At 73.3% G+C, this 19,969-nt stretch carries 12 protein-coding genes; 5 read left to right on the top strand and 7 right to left on the bottom strand.

Annotation, left to right across the window (positions count from 1 at the left end; translation table 11 throughout):
* Positions 1-45 precede the first annotated feature (45 nt).
* Entirely contained in the window at positions 46-702 is a 657-nt protein-coding gene (locus BUB75_RS03005; RefSeq protein WP_073251140.1) for an amino acid ABC transporter permease, read from the top strand.
* Entirely contained in the window at positions 699-1,604 is a 906-nt protein-coding gene (locus BUB75_RS03000) for an amino acid ABC transporter permease (protein WP_073252678.1), read from the top strand. The genes BUB75_RS03005 and BUB75_RS03000 overlap by 4 nt, the downstream gene beginning before the upstream one ends.
* Before the next feature lie 137 nt (positions 1,605-1,741).
* Here the strand turns inward: BUB75_RS03000 and rny are convergent, their stop codons facing one another.
* The 5 genes from rny to BUB75_RS02975 all read right to left on the bottom strand — a co-directional run bounded on the left by rny (position 1,742) and on the right by BUB75_RS02975 (position 9,488).
* Positions 1,742-3,277 carry a ribonuclease Y gene (rny, locus tag BUB75_RS46945; protein WP_425430860.1) on the bottom strand — a complete coding sequence of 512 codons (1,536 nt, stop codon included), beginning with the start codon at positions 3,275-3,277 and terminating at the stop codon, positions 1,742-1,744.
* A 1,317-nt stretch (positions 3,278-4,594) separates the two neighbouring features.
* A complete protein-coding gene (locus BUB75_RS02990) occupies positions 4,595-5,551 on the bottom strand; it encodes a regulatory protein RecX (RefSeq protein WP_218617257.1) in 957 nt (318 codons plus the stop codon).
* Positions 5,552-5,685: 134 nt separating this feature from the next.
* Positions 5,686-6,732, bottom strand: a complete 1,047-nt coding sequence (gene recA / locus BUB75_RS02985; protein WP_073251139.1) for a recombinase RecA — start codon at positions 6,730-6,732, stop codon at positions 5,686-5,688.
* Between the two features lie 218 nt (positions 6,733-6,950).
* Positions 6,951-7,145, bottom strand: coding sequence for a DUF3046 domain-containing protein (locus BUB75_RS02980; protein ID WP_073251137.1), 195 nt, complete (start codon positions 7,143-7,145; stop codon positions 6,951-6,953).
* A 1,026-nt stretch (positions 7,146-8,171) separates the two neighbouring features.
* Entirely contained in the window at positions 8,172-9,488 is a 1,317-nt protein-coding gene (locus tag BUB75_RS02975) for an aminotransferase class I/II-fold pyridoxal phosphate-dependent enzyme (protein WP_073251135.1), read from the bottom strand.
* 40 nt (positions 9,489-9,528) lie between these two features.
* Here BUB75_RS02975 and BUB75_RS02970 point away from each other — a divergent pair, with 40 nt between their 5' ends.
* The 3 genes from BUB75_RS02970 to BUB75_RS02960 all read left to right on the top strand — a co-directional run bounded on the left by BUB75_RS02970 (position 9,529) and on the right by BUB75_RS02960 (position 17,905).
* Positions 9,529-10,791, top strand: a complete 1,263-nt coding sequence (locus BUB75_RS02970) for a bifunctional pyridoxamine 5'-phosphate oxidase family protein/GNAT family N-acetyltransferase (protein WP_073251133.1) — start codon at positions 9,529-9,531, stop codon at positions 10,789-10,791.
* A gap of 779 nt (positions 10,792-11,570) precedes the next feature.
* Positions 11,571-16,463, top strand: a complete 4,893-nt coding sequence (locus tag BUB75_RS02965; protein ID WP_073251131.1) for an ATP-dependent helicase — start codon at positions 11,571-11,573, stop codon at positions 16,461-16,463.
* Positions 16,464-16,963: 500 nt separating this feature from the next.
* Positions 16,964-17,905, top strand: coding sequence for a DUF559 domain-containing protein (locus BUB75_RS02960; protein ID WP_073251129.1), 942 nt, complete (start codon positions 16,964-16,966; stop codon positions 17,903-17,905).
* A gap of 63 nt (positions 17,906-17,968) precedes the next feature.
* Here BUB75_RS02960 and BUB75_RS02955 read toward each other — a convergent pair whose 3' ends face one another.
* Together BUB75_RS02955 and BUB75_RS02950 are read right to left on the bottom strand one after the other, a co-directional pair.
* Positions 17,969-18,613: a response regulator gene (locus tag BUB75_RS02955; RefSeq protein WP_073251126.1), complete on the bottom strand. Its 645-nt coding sequence runs from the start codon at positions 18,611-18,613 to the stop codon at positions 17,969-17,971.
* On the bottom strand, positions 18,610-19,869 hold the full coding sequence (locus BUB75_RS02950) for a sensor histidine kinase (protein ID WP_218617256.1): 1,260 nt from the start codon (positions 19,867-19,869) through the stop codon (positions 18,610-18,612). Before BUB75_RS02950 ends, BUB75_RS02955 begins: the two co-directional genes overlap by 4 nt.
* Positions 19,870-19,969 lie beyond the last annotated feature (100 nt).

Here is a 19,969-nt window from a genome sequence, read left to right as displayed (position 1 = left end):
GTCACTGACGACGGCCCCACGGTTCCTTTGGCCTCCGGGAGCCCGATGAGTGACTTCGTCCCCACGCTGACCGACAACTGGAGCCTGTTCGGCAAGGCGTTCGTCAACACGGTTCTGTTGTTCGTCCTGGCCTCGCTGGCCGCGCTGGTCCTCGGCACGCTGCTCGGCGCGTTCCGGGTGTCCCCGGTCCCCGCGCTGCGGTGGTTCGGCACCGGGTACGTGACGTTGCTCCGGAACACGCCACTCACGCTGGTGTTCTTCTTCGTCGCGTTCGGCTTCCCGTACCTGGAGATCAACTTCTCGTTCACGACGTTCGCGGTGATCGCACTGTCGGTCTACACCGCGGCATTCGTCTGCGAGGCGGTGCGGGCGGGGATCAACACGGTTCCGGCCGGTCAGGCCGAGGCCGCTCGCGCGGTGGGCCTGACGTTCATCCAGACGCTGCGGTTCGTCGTGCTCCCCCAGGCGTTCCGCGCGGTCGTCCCGCCGCTGGCGAGCATCCTGATCGCGCTGCTGAAGAACACGACGATCGCGGCCGGGTTCAGCGTCCCCGAGGCGGGCTCGATCCGGGCGAACCTCTCCGAGCTGGGTTATCCGGCGCTGGCCGGGCTGATCTGGGTCGTGATCGGCTTCCTGATCCTGGTGCTGCCGCTCTCGGCGGCTCAGCGCAACCTCGAGCGCCGGTGGAGCGTGGCCCGATGACCGTCACCGTCGCACCGAAGGTGCGGAAGAAAACCGACCCCGCGAGCGCCGTGCTGTTCGACGTGCCCGGACCGCGCGCCCGGCGGCGCAACGCGCTGATCGGGGTGATCGGCACGGCCGTCATCGTCGGCGCGATCGGGTACGTGATCTACCGCTTCTGGGAGACCGGTCAGTTCTCCAGCCAGAAGTGGGAGATCTTCGCGTACAAGCAGCCGCAGATCACGATCCTCGAAGGCTTCCTCAACACGCTGAAGGCCGCCGGGATCGCGGCGATACTCGCGCTGGCGCTAGGCATCGGCCTGGCCGCGGCGCGGCTGTCGGACCACGCGTGGCTGCGCGCGCCGGCGTTCGCGTTCGTCGAGCTGTTCCGTGCGGTGCCGCTGCTGCTGCTGATGTTCCTCTTCTACTACGGCACGCCGGCGCTGGGCTTCCGCGTGAGCCCGCTCTGGGCCGTCGTGCTGGGGTTGACGCTCTACAACGGCTCGGTGTTCGCGGAGCTGTTCCGGGCAGGCGTCGCGTCGGTGCCGCGGGGTCAGTCGGAGGCCGCGTACGCGCTCGGCCTGCGCAAGACCCAGGTGATGTCGTCGGTGCTGGTCCCGCAGGCGGTGCGGGCGATGTTGCCGGCGATCATCAGCCAGCTCGTCGTGCTGCTGAAGGACACCGCGCTCGGGTTCCTGGTGACGTACGACGAGTTGCTGAAGCAGCTCAAGCAGCTGGCCACCGCGCCGGACTTCGAATACCCGCTGATCCCGCTCGTGCTCGTGGGCGGGGCGATGTACATCGCCACCTGTCTGCTGCTGTCGTGGTTCGCGACGTGGCTGGAGCGGCGCTTGTCCAGGGCGGGCCGTACGTCGGCGCCGGTGGAGCTGGAGGAACACGTCGGCGGCGCCGCGCCGATCTAGGCGGGTGGCCCGCCGAGGGGCGAGCCTGACGGCTGAGCGCGAGGCGGTCTCGCGCTCGGACGCCGGCCTCGTCCTCGGCGGGCTCCAGGTTCAGACGAGTGCGCGCTAGCGCGCGACGCCGGTGCGTCGAGTGCGCGCTAGCGCGCGACGCCGGTGGCGCGGGATTCGCGGACGACCGTGATACGGATCTGGCCGGGGTAGGTCAGCTCGTCCTCGATCTGCTTCGCGACGTCGCGGGCCAGCACCTGCGCCGCCAGGTCGTCCACCTGATCCGGCGCCACCATCACCCGCACTTCGCGCCCGGCCTGCATCGCGAACACCTTCTCGACGCCGGGCATGCCGCTCGCGATCTGCTCGATCCGCTCCAGCCGCTTCACGTACGTCTCTAGGCTCTCGCGCCGCGCCCCCGGACGCCCGCCCGAGCACGCGTCCGAGGCCTGCGTCAGCACCGCCTCCAGCGTCCGCGGGGGTACCTCGTCGTGGTGCGCCTCGATCGCGTGCACGACCTCCTCCCGCTCGCCGTAACGACGGGCCAGGTCGGCGCCGATCAGCGCGTGGCTGCCCTCGACCTCGTGGGTGAGCGCCTTCCCGATGTCGTGCAGGAACGCCGAGCGCTTCACCAGCTCCACGTCCAGCCGCAGCTCGGCCGCCATGTGGCTGGCGATGTGCGCGGTCTCGATCAGGTGCTTGAGCACGTTCTGCCCGTAGCTCGTGCGGTACCGCAGGCGGCCGAGCGTCGCGATCAGTTCGGGGTGCATGTCGGCGATCCCGACCTGCACCAGCGCGTCCTCACCGGCCCGGACGCACAGCTGCTCGACCTGGTCGCGGCTGCGCTCGTAGACCTCCTCGATCCGCTGCGGGTGGATCCGTCCGTCGAGCACGAGCTTCTCCAGCGTCAGGCGTCCCACCTCGCGCCGGACCGGATCGAAACACGACAGCAGCACCGCTTCCGGTGTGTCGTCGATGATCAGGTTCACGCCGGTGACCGACTCGAACGTCCGGATGTTCCGGCCCTCGCGGCCGATGATCCGGCCCTTCATCTCGTCGCCCGGTAGGTGCAGAACACTGACGACGCTCTCCGCGGTCTGCTCGCTGGCGACGCGCTGGATCGAGTCGACGACGATTCTTCTCGCCCTCTCCTCGCCCTTCGCGCGGGCCTCGGCCTCGATGTCGCGGACCAGGATCGCGGCTTCCCGCTTCGCCTGCGTCTCGACTTCCTTCACCAGCTCGGCCTTGGCAGCATCGGCGGAGAGCCCGGCGATCCGTTCCAGCTCGGCGCGCCGCTCGTCCGCCGCGGCGGCCAGCGCGGCCTTCTGGGCGGCGAGGTCCTCCGCGAGCGTGGCCAGTTCGACCTCACGCTCGGCGAGCCGCGTCTCCGACTGCCCGGCGCGTTCCTCGCGGTCCGCGACCCGTGTCTCCCGGCGCTGCGCTTCGTCCCGACGGGCGTCGGCGTCGGCGCGGAGCCCCGCCGCCTCCCGCTCCGCGCTGCGGCGCGCGTCCGCGAGCAGTTCCTCGACCTCCCGCTCGGCCCGGCGGCGCGCCCGGTCGAGTATCTCGGCGGCCTCGGCCTGTGCGGCCTCCACCACCCGGCGGACCTGGCCGCGGACCGCGGTCAGCGCCTGCGGGTCGTTCTCGTCCGCGTCCGGGGCCTGGCGGGGTGCGACGACGTGCACGCCGCTCACGACCGTTGCTCCGGTTACTCGGGTGTGGGGGTTGTGGGGGTCGCCGGTGTCGCCAACCGTCCGGGGCCTGGCGGGGTGCGCCCCGTGGCCGTCGCGTCCGGACCGGCCGTCCGCGGCCGTCGGGGATTCTGCGGCGGGGGCGCCGTTCGGGGCCGAGGCGTCACCCGAAGCCGGGGCACCGCTCGGAGCCGGGGCACCGCTCGAAGCCGGGGCACCGCTCGAAGCCGGGGCACCGCTCGGGGCCGGGGCACCGCTCGGAGCCGGGCCGCCGCTCGGAGCCGGGCCGCCGCTCGGAGCCGGGGCACCGCTCGGAGCCGGGGCACCGCTCGAAGCCGGGCCACCGCTCGAAGCCGGGCCACCGCTCGAAGCCGGGCCACCGCTCGAAGCCGGGCCGCCGCTCGGAGCCGGGCCGCCGCTCGGAGCCGGGGCACCGCTCGGAGCCGGGGCACCGCTCGGGGCCGGGGCCCCGCTCGGGGCCGGGCCGGGTTCAGCGGCCGGGGTGCCGTCGGCGGCCGAGCCGCCGCCCGAGGCCGGGGTGTCGTGGGTTGCGTGGGCGCCGTGGGCGCCGTGGGCGCCGTGGGCGCCGTCCTCGGCGAGGGCGGTGTGGGCGGTCGTTGTGGCCGGCGTGCGCTCTTCGGACGTGTCTGTGCCAGCCTCGGCGCGCGCTGCCGGGTCGGCGCGGGTCGCGGCCACCGCCGATTCGCCGCTGCTGGGCGCGGCCGTGCCAGGGCCCGCGGGCCCACCTGGCCCATCTGGCCCGCCGGGGCCGGCGGATGTCGCGGCAGCTGTCGCCGGAAGGCGCGAATCGAGCAGGCGGAGCACGACGAACGCCGTCACGACGGCGACTACGAGCGCCACCAGCAGAACGACCACGGCGAAACCGACCAGCGCGGCGCCCGACATGCCCATGGCCCCTCCTCGTCCCGGCTCGCGGCCGCGGAGGAGAGTCCCGTCCGGAAGCCGGGCAGTCCTCGCGCCGGGGCACGCGACAAGAGCCCGGCGACGGGACGGGACACGCATCGGCATATCCCGACTGAACGGAGAGCGCCGTCGCCAAAGGAACCGACACTCAGCCAGAAGGTCTCATGTCGGCGCGAAAGCACTCTTCGTGAAGTTATGGGTATCGCAGGTGCGTATCGGTAGATGTCACGTACACAGGCTCGATCTCAGTACCCGTGAGGCTATGTGCAGGTTACCGACCGGTCAAGGAACAGCCATCGCTTCCACATCTGGCTCACCCTCGACCCCAGGTCAAGGCAGTGCCACACAGAGTGACGACAAATCGCCACCGACCCGCCGAAGAACACGTCAGTCGTCGGTGAGCGTGGGGTCGGGTACGCCCGCGAGGTCGGGGTCGGTGCCCTCCGCTGCCAGCGCCTCCCGGACGACGCGGTAGGCGAGCCCGGACGAATGTCCTCGCCGGGCAAGCATCCCGACCAGACGCCGCGCCCGCTTGTCCGGCGCCAGTCCCCGGGTGCCGGGCAGCTTCTTCTCGACGAGACGCCGCGCTGCCTCGATGTCGTCGTCCGCGTCGATCTGCTCCAGCGCCTCCTGGACGACGTCCCGGTCGACGCCCTTCCGGCGCAGCTCACCGGCGAGCGCGCTCCGCCCCAGGCCCCGCCCGCGCTGCCGGGTCTCCACCCACGCGCGTGCGAACGCGGCGTCGTTGATGAGGCCGACCTCGCCGAACCGGTCAAGCACGGCCTCCGCTGCCTCGATCGGCACGTTCCGCTTGGCCAGGGCGGCGGCGAGCTCCGCTCGAGTGCGAGGCTGGCTGGTCAGCAACCGCAGGCAGATCGAACGAGCGACCTGTTCCGGGTCAGCTCCAGGCCCGTTCCCCGGCCCGTCCGGCTCGCCGGGCGCGGCAGCGTTGTCGTCACCGTCCGTCCACGATGCAGTGTCGTTGGCGCCCCCAAAAGACTTCCGCCCCCGGCGCCCCGCCCGGCGCGTCGTGGCCTCCCGAGCACGATCGCCCGACCGCTTGCGGTTACCGTCGCCCGTCCGCTCGCGGTAGCCGTCGCCCGACCCTTCGCGGCCGCCGTCACCCGACCGCTCGCGGTAGCCGTCGCCCGACCCTTCGCGGCCGCCGTCACCCGACCGCTCGCGGTTGCCGGGGCGCGTCGCGCTTCGACGGCCGGCCTCGGCCCGCGGCGGCTCCGCGTCGGAGGCCGAGCGAGATCGGGCGAGACGCTCGGCCTCGGCCAGCGCGGCACGAGCGACCGCCACCCGGTCCGCGGTCGAACCGGCGGCCGTCGATCGGGCCACCGTCGATTGGGCGGCCGAGGGTTGGGTGGGGCCGCCGGGTGGCTCCGCTGGCCCCGGGACGTTCCGACCGTGGTCGGCGCCGGCCCGGGGAGCGTCGTCCGGAGAGGGTGCCGGGCGGGCGGCCCGGTCGGTGCTCAGAAGTCGACCGGAGCCGGCACGACCCCGTTCACGTCGACGGCGGGCAACGCGCCGATGCCGAGCTTCTCCTTGATCTTCTTCTCGATCTCGTCGGCGAGATCGGGGTTGTCGACCAGGAACTTGCGCACGTTCTCCTTGCCCTGGCCCAGTTGGTCGCCCTCGTACGTGTACCAGGCACCGGACTTGCGGATCAGGGCCTGCTCGACGCCGACGTCGATCAGCGAGCCCTCGCGGCTGATGCCCTGCCCGTAGACGATGTCGAACTCGGCCTGCTTGAACGGGGGCGACACCTTGTTCTTGACGACCTTGACCCGGGTGCGGTTACCGACCGCGTCGGACCCGTCCTTCAGCGTCTCGATGCGCCGGACGTCGAGCCGGACCGAGGCGTAGAACTTCAGCGCCTTACCACCGGTCGTCGTCTCCGGGGAGCCGAACATGACGCCGATCTTCTCGCGCAGCTGGTTGATGAAGATCGCGGTGGTGCCGGAGTTGCTGAGGGCACCGGTCATCTTCCGGAGCGCCTGGCTCATCAGCCGGGCCTGGAGGCCGACGTGGCTGTCGCCCATCTCGCCCTCGATCTCGGCGCGGGGCACGAGGGCCGCCACCGAGTCGATCACCAGGATGTCGAGCGCGCCGGAGCGGACCAGCATGTCGGCGATCTCGAGCGCCTGCTCACCGGTGTCGGGCTGGGAGACCAACAGCGCGTCGGTGTCGACGCCGAGCGCCTTGGCGTACACCGGGTCGAGCGCGTGCTCGGCGTCGATGAACGCGGCGATACCGCCGGCTGCCTGCGCGTTCGCGACGGCGTGCAGGGCGACCGTGGTCTTACCGGAGGACTCGGGGCCGTAGATCTCGACCACACGACCACGCGGGATACCACCGATGCCGAGCGCTACGTCGAGGGCGATCGAGCCGGTGGGGATCGACGCGATCGGCGGGCGGTTGTCCTCGCCGAGGCGCATGACGGAGCCCTTGCCGAACTGCTTGTCGATCTGGGCTAGCGCTACCTCGAGCGCCTTGTCGCGGTCAGGTGCTGCTGGCATGGCTGCCGCCTTGGGAAGTCGTCGGGAAGTTTTCATCGCGGCTGACGCTAGAGGCTGGGTACGACAGTTTTGCGATCCGGATCGGATCTGTGGACACTCTGTCGCCCCCTGGGGCTTCAGTGCACAGCTACGACGCGCGTGCCGCCATGCTAACCGAACTTATGTTCGATCGTGCAACATCGCTCTCAGGCGTGTCGAGCGCTATCCCCGACGGGCGGTCAGCGCTGGGACGACGGCAGCTCGAACGCGGTGCAGACCGCGCGCCATACCGCCTTGGCGTCCTCACCCTGGGACAACGCCTGGTCGACGGTCCGGCCGCCGAGCGTTGCGAGGACCTGGTCGGTCGCGATGGACCGGGAGTAGGTGGCGCCGAAGGTCGTGTCCATCCGCTGCCAGAATTCGGTGAGCCGCACGGCGGCCAGGCTACCTGCACCCGCAGCGCCTCGATCGTGCCTCCACAGCCACCCGGAGTCCCACAGCACACACAGGGTGACGTGAAATGGCGGATTGTCCGCGTTCCGGGCAGCGCGCCCAAGCGACGGATGCGGATCGGTCCAGCCCTGGCAGGACTGATCCGCGTTTCACTCCGGAGCGGACCAACAATCACGGCCGCGGCGAGGACCAGGCGCGCGCTGGCTACACAGGTTGCGGGGTTTGGGGTCTTCACGCGCCGTCGGACAGCAACCCACAGAACGCGGGCCCGCCCCCGCCCGGATCAGGTTGCAACTCCGTGTGGTGTGGGCGCCGGAACGATGCGACCTGGGGCTCGCCATCGTGGCTGTTGCGAGATGGCCGGCCCGGTCCGCGCTCAGCGTCACCCGGCCTGAGTTCGCGCCCCGCACCACGAACTCTCCCGGGGGTGGGCGCCGCTCCCCACCGAATGGATGCGGCTGTTTCCGTGTAGCGCGGAGTGTCGTTGCGGCGTTTTCCGTGCCCTGGCACGGAAAACGCCACAACCGTGAGGCGAGGCAGGCGGAGAACGCCGCAACCATTCCCGCGCAGCCCACCCACACCAACCAGCTCCCGCTCCCCACGGCCGGCTACACCTTGCTGCCACGAGCTCCACACCACATCGATCCGCCCGAACCCGGCTGCAACCACGCCCCCCACAGCCCAAACCACGGCACCCGTTCGACAAGTGCCCGGCAGCCGTCGACCACGTCGCTACGCACGCATGCGCAAATTGCAACAGCCACCATCACGAGCCAATGCCGCATCGTTCGACCCGGCCGCACCCCGCAACTACGCTCTGCCTCAAATCGGGCGCGGTGCTCGCGAGAATCGGACCGCGAGCCGACACGCGCCCCGCGGCACGGGCGGGCGCCGCCGCCCCGCGGCACGGGCGGGCGCCGCCGCCCCGCGGCACGGGCGGGCGCCGCCGCCCCGCGGCACGGGCGGGCGCCGCCGCCCCGCGGCACGGCGCGAGCCCCGAAGCGCGATCACGCCCGGGCGGACAGGCGGGTGGCGGAGGCCGCCGCTACCACCTCGGCCACCCCCGCGGCGTCCGCTACCGGGAGCGTGCTCGCGGTGACCCGCACTCCCGGACCGGTGTGCACCCGGTACCGCGCACCGGGCGCGACCACGATCCCCGCGTCTCGGAGCGTGGCCACCGCCGCGGTCTCGTCGGCGACCGGGACCCACACGTTCAGCCCGGTCCGGCCGGTGGCGGCCACTCCGGCCGACCGCAGTGCGGCCAGCAGCGCGCCTCGACGGGCGTCATACGTGGCTGCGGCGCGCGCGATCACAGCGTCCACAGCGGGGTCTTGCCAGAGCTGGGCCACGATCTGCTGGGTCAGCCGGCTGACCCAGCCCGGCCCGAGCCGACGGCGGCCGTCGACGCGCGCCACCGTCACCGGGTCACCGGCGAGCAGCGCGCAGCGCAGGTCGGGCCCGTAGGGCTTGCTCACCGAGCGGACCGCGGCCCAGTACGGTGTTGCGCCTGCCAGCGGTGCCAGCGGGACACCGGCCAGCTCGGCGGCGTGGTCGTCCTCGATCAGCAGCAGGTCGTGGCCGGCCAGCAGGCTCCGTAGCTCCTCGGCTCGGGCCGGGCTGATCGCCGCGCCGGTGGGATTGTGCGCCCGGCTGGTCACCACCATCGCGCTGACCCCCCGGCGGAGCGCGGCGGCAACGGCGTCCGGCAGCGGACCCTGCTCGTCGACCGCCATGCCGACCGGCTCCGCACCGAGCGCGGCCAGCAGGTCGAGCACGTTGCCCCAGGCCGGATCCTCCACCGCCACCCGGTCACCCGGACGCACCCGGATGACCAGGCACCGTTCGATCGCGTCCAACGCGCCGTGGCAGAGCGTCAGCGCGTCGGACGGGACGCCGTCGGCGGCGAAGCGCCGGGCCGCCACCTCACGGACGGCAGGCAGCACCGGATCGTCCGCATAACCGAACGGACCGGTATCGATGCGGGACAGCACCGGTGCCAACGGCGGGAGCAGTTCCGGGTCCGGCTCACCGTGGGAGAGGTCACGCGCGCCCGGCGGAACCCGCAGGTGCACCGAGCGCGGCGCGGTCGCGGGACGCGGACGGACCCGGGTACCGCGTCGCCCCGCCGTCTCGATCAGACCGCGTCGCCGCAGGTCAGCGTAGGCGGCGGCCACCGTGGTGGCGGCCACCCCGAGATCGGTGGCCAGCCGGCGCACGGGGGGTAGCGCGGCGCCGGGAAGGATGCCGCCGTCGCGGATGCCGCGTTCGACGGCCTCGGAAATCTCGTCCGCTCCCCGGCCGGTGATCCGATATTGTGTCGGCACAAACTCAAGTTTGTACCAGCACAAAGATCGAGGAGCAAGAATGGGAGCGCCGAGCGCACGCACCGTGCCGACCCGGTATGCCGACCGCGCCCGCTACGACCGGGAGACGATCCACGCGATCCTCGACGAGGCGCTGGTCGCGCACCTCGGGATCGTGATCGACGGCGCCCCGCGGGTCATTCCGACGCTGCACGCGCGCGTCGACGACACGCTCTACCTGCACGGTTCTACCGGCAGCCGGCCGCTCCGCGAGGCTGACGACGGCGTCCCGGTGTGCGTCACGGTGACGCTGATCGACGGGTTGGTGTTCGCGCGCTCGGGCTTCAACCACTCGGTGGACTACCGCTCGGTGATCGTGCACGGGCTCGCCCGGCCGGTCCGCGACCGGGACGAGAAGCTCCGCGCGCTCGACGCGCTGCTCGAGCAGGCCGCTCCGGGCCGCGCGGCGGACTGCCGGCCGCCCAGTAACAAGGAACTGGCGGCGACCGCGGTGCTGGCGATCCCGCTGTCGGAGGCGTCGGCGAAGATCGGCGACCGGCTGGTGCCCGGCGCGGTCGTGGAGGAGGAGCCGGAGGACTACGGGCTCGCCTACTGGGCCGGTTTCCTGCCGATGCGGACGGTGGCCGGGCCGCCGGTGGCGTCCGCCGACCTCGGACCGACCCCGACGCCGCACTATTTGTCCGCCTATCGGCGCGGATCGGTTCCGCGCGACACCTGGCATCGCGCACCGGTACTGGAAGGACAGTTCGTCCGGTTGGAGCCGCTCGGACTGCAGCACGTCGAGGACCTGCTCGCCACCGCGAGCGACCCGGAGGTGCACGAGCACATCCCGCATCCGGTTCCGTCGACGATCGAGGAGATGACGCGGTTCGTCGAGGTCGCGCTGGCCGACGCCGAACGCGGCGAGCGGGTGCCGTTCGCACAGGTCGACGCCGTGACCGGACGGGCGATCGGGAGCACGTCGTACTACGAGATCGAGCCCTCCCGGCCGTCGCTCGCGATCGGCTACACGTTCCTGGGCCGGGACTGGTGGCGCTCCGGGGTGAACACCGAAGCGAAGCTGCTGCTGCTCGGCCACGCGTTCGAGACGCTGGGAGCGGAGCGGGTCACCTGGCACACCGACATCCTGAACCTGCGCTCACAGGCCGCGATCGAACGGCTCGGGGCGGTGCGGGAAGGGGTGCTCCGCCGGCACAAGCAGCGTCAGGACGGGTCGTGGCGGGACACCGTGCTGTACGGCATGACGTCGACCGAGTGGCCGACCCACCGGGACCGGCTTCGGGCGCGCCTGACCAACCCCTGAACACGAGCAGGCGGCGGTACCGAGGACGGGAGTCCCCCGATACCGCCGCCCGGAGGAGCGCACCTCCATCGGTCGTGCGCCCCACACACCGGCCGGTGGCCGCTCCTGAAACGTCTAATGGCGCGGCTGGACGACGGAACCCCCTCGATTCCGCCGCCCAGCCGCTGGACGGCCGTGCTTCCCACTGACCCCTGGCGCCCGGAGGCGGCAGAGCCCGGCGTCCGGTCCTCCTGTGCGTCCCCTCTCCGCGGGAGGACGGAAACTACCGGTGCGGTGCTTTGAGGTCCGACCGGCGCCGTCGTACTAGCCGGACCCCCATCCGACCAGCTCACCGATCTCACCGCGCGGCCCGTAAACGGGCGGCGTCGCACCGTCAGCAGTTTGCCGACCGATCACCGCGTCCCCGCGGTGGTTTCCTCGTGCCGTGATCGGCCCGGCGAACCGGACCATCAACCGGCAGGTTCCCCTGCCGGGGTTTCCTCGCCGGGTTACCGGGGCTGGCGTCGCTGTGCCGGAGGTGGGTCCGACTCAGTACGCGCGCCCAGCAGATCGCTCGTGCCACGGCATTCGCACGCTCGATCCCGTCGCGGTGGATAACACCACTCACCGCCCTTTCGCCCGGTTTACACGCTGCCGTCCGACCGACCCCCCGCCGTTCGAACGCTCAGCGTGTTAGAACCGTAACGGTGGGTTGAACTCGTGTGCGTCCACCCTTGGGTGGATCTTGACCGGTTCGGACCCTGCCGATTTTTGTCGGTGGTGCGAGGCACGATGGTTGCGTGGCAGCTCGAGGTAGCGACGACTCCCGCTGGGCGTTCCCGGGGCCGGATCCGGTCGAGGCGTTCGGCGAACCCACGCGCGCCTGGTTCCGAGCCGCGTTCGCAGACGCGACCCCGGCCCAGCTGGGCGCCTGGTCGGCGATCGGCAAGGGCGACGACGTGCTGGTCGTCGCACCGACCGGCTCCGGCAAGACCCTCGCCGCGTTCCTGTCCGCGCTCGACCGGCTGAGCCGGAAACCCGCCGAGGACGCCTCCCGCCGTTGCCGGGTGCTGTACGTCAGCCCGCTAAAAGCCCTTGCAGCGGACGTCGAGCGCAACTTGCGTGCCCCGCTGGCAGGCATCCGGCAAGCCGCCCAGCGGCTCGGGCACCCGGAGCCCGCGATCACCGTCGCCATGCGCACCGGCGACACCCCCGCGGTCGACCGCCGCGCGTTCACCCGCGCGCCGTCCGACATCCTGATCACCACGCCCGAGTCGCTGTTCCTGCTGCTCACCTCGCAAGCCAGGGACGCGCTCCGCGGGGTGGACACGGTCATCGTCGACGAGGTGCACGCGGTGTGCGGCACCAAGCGCGGCGCCCACCTGGCGCTCTGCCTGGAGCGGCTGGACGAACTGCTGGAGCAGCCCGCGCAGCGTGTCGGGCTGTCGGCGACCGTGCGCCCCGTCGACGAGGTCGCCCGGTTCCTGGGCGGCGCCCGGCCGGTGACCATCGTCCAGCCGCCGGCGTCCAAACAGGTCGAGCTGACCGTCGAAGTGCCGGTCGAGGACATGTCCCAGCTCGGTGAGCCGTCCGGCGAGGTCGAGGGCAACGCGCTGGGCGCCCCCCGTCGCAACTCGATCTGGCCCGCGGTCGAGGAGCGTGTGCTCGACCTGGTCGGCGCCCACCGCTCGACGATCGTGTTCGCGAACTCGCGGCGGCTGGCCGAGCGGCTCTGCGCGCACCTCAACGAGCTGGCCGAGGAGCGGGTGGAAGAAGCCGAGCCCGGCGCGCAGTCGCAGCGGATGCCCGCCGAGATCATGGCGCAGGCCGGCGCGGCGGCGGGAGCGGCCCCGGTCGTGGCCCGCGCGCACCACGGCTCGGTCTCCCGGGAAGAACGCCGGGGCATCGAGGAGGACCTCAAAGCCGGTCGGCTGCCTGCGGTCGTCGCGACGTCCAGTCTGGAACTGGGCATCGACATGGGCGCGGTCGACCTGGTCGTCCAGGTCGAGGCGCCGCCGTCGGTCGCGTCCGGGCTGCAGCGCATCGGGCGGGCCGGTCACCAGGTCGGCGCCGCGTCCCGCGGGGTCGTGTTCCCCAAGCACCGGGGTGACCTGATCTCCTGCGCGGTGGTCGCCGAGCGGATGGCGGCCGGGCAGATCGAGGCGATGCGGTATCCACGCAACCCGCTCGACGTCCTCGCGCAGCAGATCGTGGCGATGGTGTCGATGGAACCGTGGACGGTCGACGACCTGGCGTCGGTGCTGCGGCGGGCGGCTCCGTACGCCGAGCTGCCCGACTCCGCGCTGGAGTCGGTGCTCGACATGCTGGCCGGCCGCTACCCGTCCGACGACTTCGCCGAGCTGCGTCCGCGGCTGGTGTGGGACCGGGTGACCGGCGTCCTCACGGCCCGGCCCGGCGCGCACCGGCTGGTCGTCACCAGCGGTGGCACGATCCCTGACCGCGGCCTGTTCGGGGTGTTCCTGGTCGGTGGGCCCGGCGAACCCGGTCGGCGGGTCGGCGAGCTGGACGAGGAAATGGTCTACGAGTCGCGGGTCGGCGACGTCTTCCTGCTCGGCTCGACGTCCTGGCGGATCGAGGAGATCACCCACGACCGCGTGCTGGTGACGCCCGCCCCCGGCCAACCGGCGCGGATGCCGTTCTGGAAGGGCGATACCGCAGGCCGCCCGGTCGAGCTGGGGCGCGCGATCGGCGGTTTCCTCCGCGAGCTGTCCGCGCTCGACGCCGACGCCGCACAGGCCAGGGCCGCCACCGCAGGGCTCGACCAGTGGGCCACCACCAACCTGCTCGCCTACCTGGAGGAGCAGCGCCAGGCCACCGGCAGGCTCCCGAACGACCGCACGATCGTCGTCGAGCGCTTCCGCGACGAGCTCGGCGACTGGCGGGTCGTCGTGCACTCCCTGTTCGGAACGCCGGTCAACGGGCCGTGGGCGCTGGCGATCGCGGCCCGGCTGCGGGAACGCACCGGCCTGGACGTCCAGGCGCTGCACTCCGACGACGGGATCGTGCTGCGGTTGCCGGACGTCACCGGGGAGCTGGCCACGCCCACCGCAGACCTGGCGCTGTTCGAGCCCGAGGAGATCGAGCCGCTGGTCACCGACGAGGTGGGCGGCTCCGCGCTGTTCGCGTCCCGCTTCCGGGAGTGCGCGGCGCGGGCGCTGCTGCTCCCCCGCCGGAACCCGGGGCGGCGCACGCCGCTCTGGCAGCAGCGCCAGCGCGCCGCGCAGCTGCTCGGGGTGGCCTCGGAGTTCGGCTCGTTCCCGATCGTCCTGGAGACGATGCGCGAGTGCCTGCAGGACGTCTTCGACGTGCCGGGGCTGGTCGGGCTCACCCGCGAGCTGCAGTCCCGGACGCTGCGGCTGGTCGAGGTGGAGACACCCGCCCCGTCGCCGTTCGCCCGCTCGCTGTTGTTCGGCTACGTCGGCGCGTTCCTCTACGAGGGCGACGCTCCGCTGGCCGAGCGGCGTGCGCAGGCGCTCGCGCTGGACTCGTCGCTGCTGTCCGAACTGCTCGGCCGAGCGGAGCTGCGCGAGCTGCTCGACCCGGCCGTAATCGCCGAGACCGAGCGGCAGCTGCAGCGGCTCACCGAGGAGCGCCGGGCCCACGACCTCGACTCGACGGCCGACCTGCTGCGCGTGCTCGGCGGGTTGAGCACGGCCGAGGCCGTCGAACGCGGAGCGACGCCCGAGTGGCTCGCCGAGCTGGAGGCGGCGCGGCGGGCGATCCGAGTGCGGATCGCGGGCACCGAGCGCTGGCTGGCGATCGAGGACGCCGGACGGGTGCGGGACGCGCTCGGCGTGGCGCTGCCGGTCGGCGTCCCGGAGGCGTTCACCGAGCCGGTGCGCGATCCGCTCGGAGACCTGGTGAGCCGGTACGCCCGCACGCACGGGCCGTTCCGCGCGGCCGAGTGCGCCGAACGGTTCGGGCTCGGCGTCGCGGTGGTGCACGGCGCACTGCAGCGGTTGGCCGCCACCCGGCGCGTCACGTCCGGCGAGTTCCGCCCCGACGGCGCCGGCACCGAGTGGTGTGACGCCGAGGTGCTGCGGACGCTGCGTCGCCGGTCGCTGGCCGCGCTTCGGAAGGAGGTCGAGCCGGTCGGCCCGGCCGCGTACGCGACGTTCCTGGCGCGCTGGCAGCAGGTGACCGCGGCGCAGCAGAGCGGCGGTCGTCACGGCTCCCGGTCGGCCGGGCCTCGCACCGGCGCCGCCGACGCCCTGCTGCGCGCGATCGAGCAGGTGCAGGGGCTCGCGGTGCCGGCGTCGGCGCTGGAGCAGCTGGTGCTGGCCTCCCGGGTGCCGGACTACTCCCCTGCGCTGCTCGACGAGCTGTGCACGGCGGGCGAGGTGGTCTGGAGCGGTGCCGGGTCGCTACCCGGCGACGACGGGTGGGTGACGCTCGCCTACGCGGACGCCGCTCCGCTGCTGCTGCCGCCGCCCGCGGAGTGGAGCTCGACTCCGCTGCACGATGCGGTGCTCACCGCGCTGGCCGACGGGCGGGCGCTGTTCTTCCGTGCGCTCGCCGACGCGATCGGCGCCGAGCTGGGCACCACCGACGACGCCGAGCTGGCCGCCGCGGTGTGGGACCTGGTGTGGGCAGGCGTGGTCACGAACGACACGCTCGCTCCGCTGCGGGCGCTGCAGAGCGGCGGGCGGACGCGCCATCCGGTACGCCGGGCGGCGCCGGCCGGGCGGTTCCGCCGGGTCGGCCGGCCGGGACTGGGTGGGCTCAGCGGGGTCGGCGCGGCGGACGGCCGGGGTGTTCCACGGCCCGCGCTGCCGAGCCGGAGCGGTCCGCCGACGATGGCCGGGCGGTGGTCACTCGTGCCCGACCGCGAACTGGACACGACCCGCCGGACCCATGCCGCCGCCGAGGTCATGCTCGACCGCTACGGGGTCGTCGTGCGGGGCACGGTCGGTCCCGAGCGGTTGGCCGGTGGGTTCGGGGCGTTGTACCGGGTGCTCGGCGCCGCGGAGGACACCGGGCGAGTGCGGCGCGGGTATTTCGTCGAAGGGCTCGGTGGGGCGCAGTTCGCCGAGCCGGGAGCAGTCGAGCGGCTGCGCGCGGTCGCGGCCGAGCTGGAGGCCGACGAGCGGCAGCCGCAGGCCGTCGTGCTGGCGGCCACCGACCCGGCCAACCCGTACGGCGCGGCGCTGCCGTGGCCGGGCCGGGAGGGGAACGGCGACACCGGTTTGGCCGGCGGGCCCGGCGGCCTCGCCGGGCCCGGCGGTCTCAGTGGGCCCGGCGGCTCTGGCGGCCTCGGCGGGCCCGGCGGCTCTGGCGGCCTCGGCGGGCCCGGCGGGCCTGGCGGTCTTGGTAGTGCTGGCGCAGTCGGCGGGCCCGGCGGCGAGCCCGCGCCGGCGGACACCGCGCCGGCGAAGGGGCGGACGCGGGGGCACCAACCCGGGCGGAAGGCCGGTGCCGTCGTGGTGCTGGTCGACGGGGCACTGACGCTCTATGTGGAGCGGGGCGGCAAGACGCTGCTCTCCTATCGCGACGATCCGGCGGCACTGACGCTGGCTGCCGGTGCGCTGGCGGAGGCGGTGCACGCGGGGCGCCTCGGCGGGCTCGCCGTGGAGCGCGCCGACGGCGCCCACGTGGGCGGAAGCCCGCTCGCCGACGCCCTCGAAGCGGCCGGCTTCCGCCCGACGCCACGAGGCCTCCGCCTGCGCGGGTAGCTCGCCCGCGTTCGCGCAGCGCCGGTCGGCCGGACGCACGCGGCACGCGGCCCACGCGGCGCGGGCCCGCGGGGCGCGGCACGGCCCCCACCGGGCGCGGCGCAGACCCGCGGGGCGCGGCGCGGGCCCACCGGGCGCGGCGCAGACCCGCGGGGCGCGGCGCGGACAGGCGGACGCGGCGCGGACAGGCCGGACGCGGCGCCGGCGCGGGGCCCGCCGGGCGCGGCGCGGACCCGCGGGGCGCGGCGCGGGGCCGGGGAGCGCGGCGCGGGGCCGGGGAGCGCGGCGCGGACCCGCGGGGCGCGGCGCGGGACCGGGGAGCGCGGCGCGGGGCCGGGGAGCGCGGCGCGGACCCGCGGGGCGCGGGGCGGACCGCGGGGGCGGAGGCTGTGCTGTTGCCGTCGGGCTTGAGCCGCGCGCTCATCCACAGGCGTTGCGCTCGTCCACAGATCCGAGCGGCGCCACTGCGCGGAGCTGTTCGGCGCCGTCAGCGTGGCGGGATGGGTACGGCGCTCAGCGGGCAGGGCTGGCAGACGCTGCTCGCGCACCAGCAGGGCGCCGTGTCACGTACGCAGCTCCTGGCGCATGGGGTGAGTGCGGCCGACATCGCCGCGAACCTCGCCGCGAAACGCTGGCAGCGCCCCATCCCGGGGATCTACGTAACCTTCACCGGCCCGCTGCCCTTCCTGACCAGGATCTGGGTCGCGCTCCTGCACGCCGGCCCGGACGCGGTGCTCAGCCACGAGACGGCCGGCGTGCTCTGGCGCCTGTTGCCCGCCCGGAACCTCCGTGCGGTCCACGTCACCGTGCCCAGGCACCGCGGAACCCGCTCCCGGCGTGGCATCGTCGTGCACCACGCACGCGACACGCCGGTACCCACCGGCTATCCGCCGCGGACGGCGGTGGCGATCACCGCTCTCGAGCTGTGCGCAGTGGCGAAGGGCCGGCCGGACGACGCCGCTGCCGTGCTCGGCCGAGTAGCGCAGCAGTACCCCGAGGCACTTCCGGACGTGCGGGCGCTCGCGCTGGAGCGTCGGAACCTGCCCGGCCGCAGGGACATTCTGGATCTGATCGACGACGCGGGCGGTGGCGCGCACTCCGCACTGGAGCGGCGCTTCCTCGTCGACGTGGAGCGTGCGCACGGTCTCCCGGTCGGAGAGCGCCAGCGGGCGGTGGGCGGGAACTTCCAGGACGTGCACCATCGCGAGTACCGCACCACGATCGAGCTGGACGGAGCCGCCGTCCACCAGTCGACGGCGGCGGCCCGGCGAGATATGAGTCGCGACAATGCGGCGGCGGTACGCGGCGAGGCGACGCTCCGCTACGGCTGGCAAGACGTGCGCCGGCGACCGTGCGCGGTGGCGGCCGAGGTAGCCACCGTCCTCCGCACCCGCGGCTGGACAGGAACCCCCACCCGCTGCGGCCCGAATTGCCGGATCTGAGCGGCGCTCCCGCCGAAGCAGATTGCATTTACGAGGGTTATAGGCCTTCCAAATGCAATCTGCTCAGGCCCCCGCCCGGCCCGCCCACAAGAGGCCGGCTTGGGTGCGGTTGGTGCAACCCAGTTTGAGGAGCACGCGGGAGACGTAGCCCTTGACCGTGGCTTCGGCCAAGTACAGGCGGGCTCCGATCTGGGCGTTCGACAAGCCGGCGCCGAGACACGCCAGCACCTCGGTCTCGCGCTCGGTCAGGTCGGCGAGCAACGCCCGTACGCGTTCCCGCTCGGCCTGTTGCGCTCCGGCTCCCGCCAGTAGTCGCTGGGTCGCGATCGGCGAGAGCACCGTGTGCCCGTCGGCCGCGACTCGGACCAGCCCGATCAGGTCCTCCGGGGGCGTCGACTTCACCAGGAAGCCCGCCGCACCGGCTTGCAACGCACGCGTGACGTAGTGGTCGGCGTCGAACGTCGTCAGCACGACGATCACCGGGGGTTCGGGGAGCCGAGTAAGCCGTTCGATCGCCGCCAGGCCGTCCACGCCGGGCATCCGCAGGTCCAGCAGGACGACGTCCGGCCGGTGCCGGATCACCGCTTCGACCGCGGCCGCGCCGTCGTGGGCCTGGTCGACCACCTCGAGGTCGGGCGCCGAGCCGAGGATCGTACGCAGATGAGCGCACACCATCGGTTCGTCGTCCACGACCAGGATCCTGATCACGCGGCCTCACCCCCGGTCGCCGCTTCGCCGCCAGCCCCGGAAACCCCAGCCACCCCAGAAACCCCAGAAACCCCAGAAACCCTGGTCGGCACGTAGGCCGGTAACTGCGCCTCTACCCGGAACCCGCCGCCGCGATCCGGCCCGGCGTCCAGCGAACCGTCGAGCAGTTCCACCCGCTGCGCCAGCCCGAGCAGCCCGGTCCCCGAGCCGCTGGCCGCGAGCGTCGGGTCGGGCGGCTCCTCCGGCGGTCCGTTGCGGACGCTCACCCGCACACCGTCCGCCTCGTACCGCACCCACACGCTGACGTCCGCGCTCGGCGCGTGCTTGCGGACGTTGGTCAGCGCCTCCTGCACCACCCGGTACACGGTCCGTCCGACCACCGGCGAGAGCACCCCGGCATCGCCGTCCTCGACCAGCTCCACGTTCAAGCCCGACTCGTCCACCAGCGCCGCCAGGTTCCCCGCCGGTGCCTCGACCAAGACAGCCGGCGGTGCCTTCAGCAGGCCGATCGCGTCCCGTAACTCCGCCAGCGCCTGGCAGCCGGTGGCCCGGATCTCGTCCGCCGCGAGCCGCGTGGGTTCGTCGGACGCCGTGACCCGGAGCGCTCCGGCTTGCAGCACCATCAGGCTCACCCGGTGGGTCACCAGGTCATGCATCTCCGCGGCGAGGCGCGATCGCTCCTCGGCCCTGGCCTGTTCGGCGAGCAGATAACGCTCCCGCTCGGCGCGTTCGGTGCGCTCGGTCAGCGACTCGAGCAACCGCCGCCGGGCGCCGGTGTAGAGCCCCAGCAGCGCTGGCCCGCCCGCGAACACGAGTCCCTGGATGAACCAGGGCGAGTCGGGCGGCAGCGCCCAGGCGTGCGTTGCCACCGCGACCAGAACCGCCGCCGGGACCAGCCCGCGCCGTCCACCGAACGCGGTCGCGGCGTAGGCGGCGAACGGCGCCGCCGCCGGCAGCCACGGGTACGCGTGCTCGCTGAGCAGGCCCGGCGTCACCAGCGTGCCCGGCGCCAGCGCTTCGCACACCGCGATCGCCGCCGCGGCGGCCGTCGTCACCCAGGCCACCAGAACCGGTCTGCGTCGCCGCCGGAGCAGGAGGAGCGCGAGCACGAGTTGCCCGGCGAGCATCGCGCCGCCGTGTGGCAGCAGCAGCGACGGCGTGCCGCGCACCATCAGCAGCGCGATGACCGACGCGGCCACCGCCACGAGGACGTCCCCGGCGGCTGCGCGCCGTGCTGGATCCAGCACCCGGCTCACCTCGCGACCGTACGTCGCCCCGACCGGGCCGCGGAAGGCGACGAAAGTCGTATCCGCCCGACGTTCGTCGCCTCGATCGCCGACGTAACGCGCTGCCGCC

This window comes from Cryptosporangium aurantiacum (assembly GCF_900143005.1).
GTDB classification, from domain to species: Bacteria; Actinomycetota; Actinomycetes; order Mycobacteriales; family Cryptosporangiaceae; genus Cryptosporangium; species Cryptosporangium aurantiacum.
This window is presented reverse-complemented; position numbering and strand designations above follow the sequence as displayed.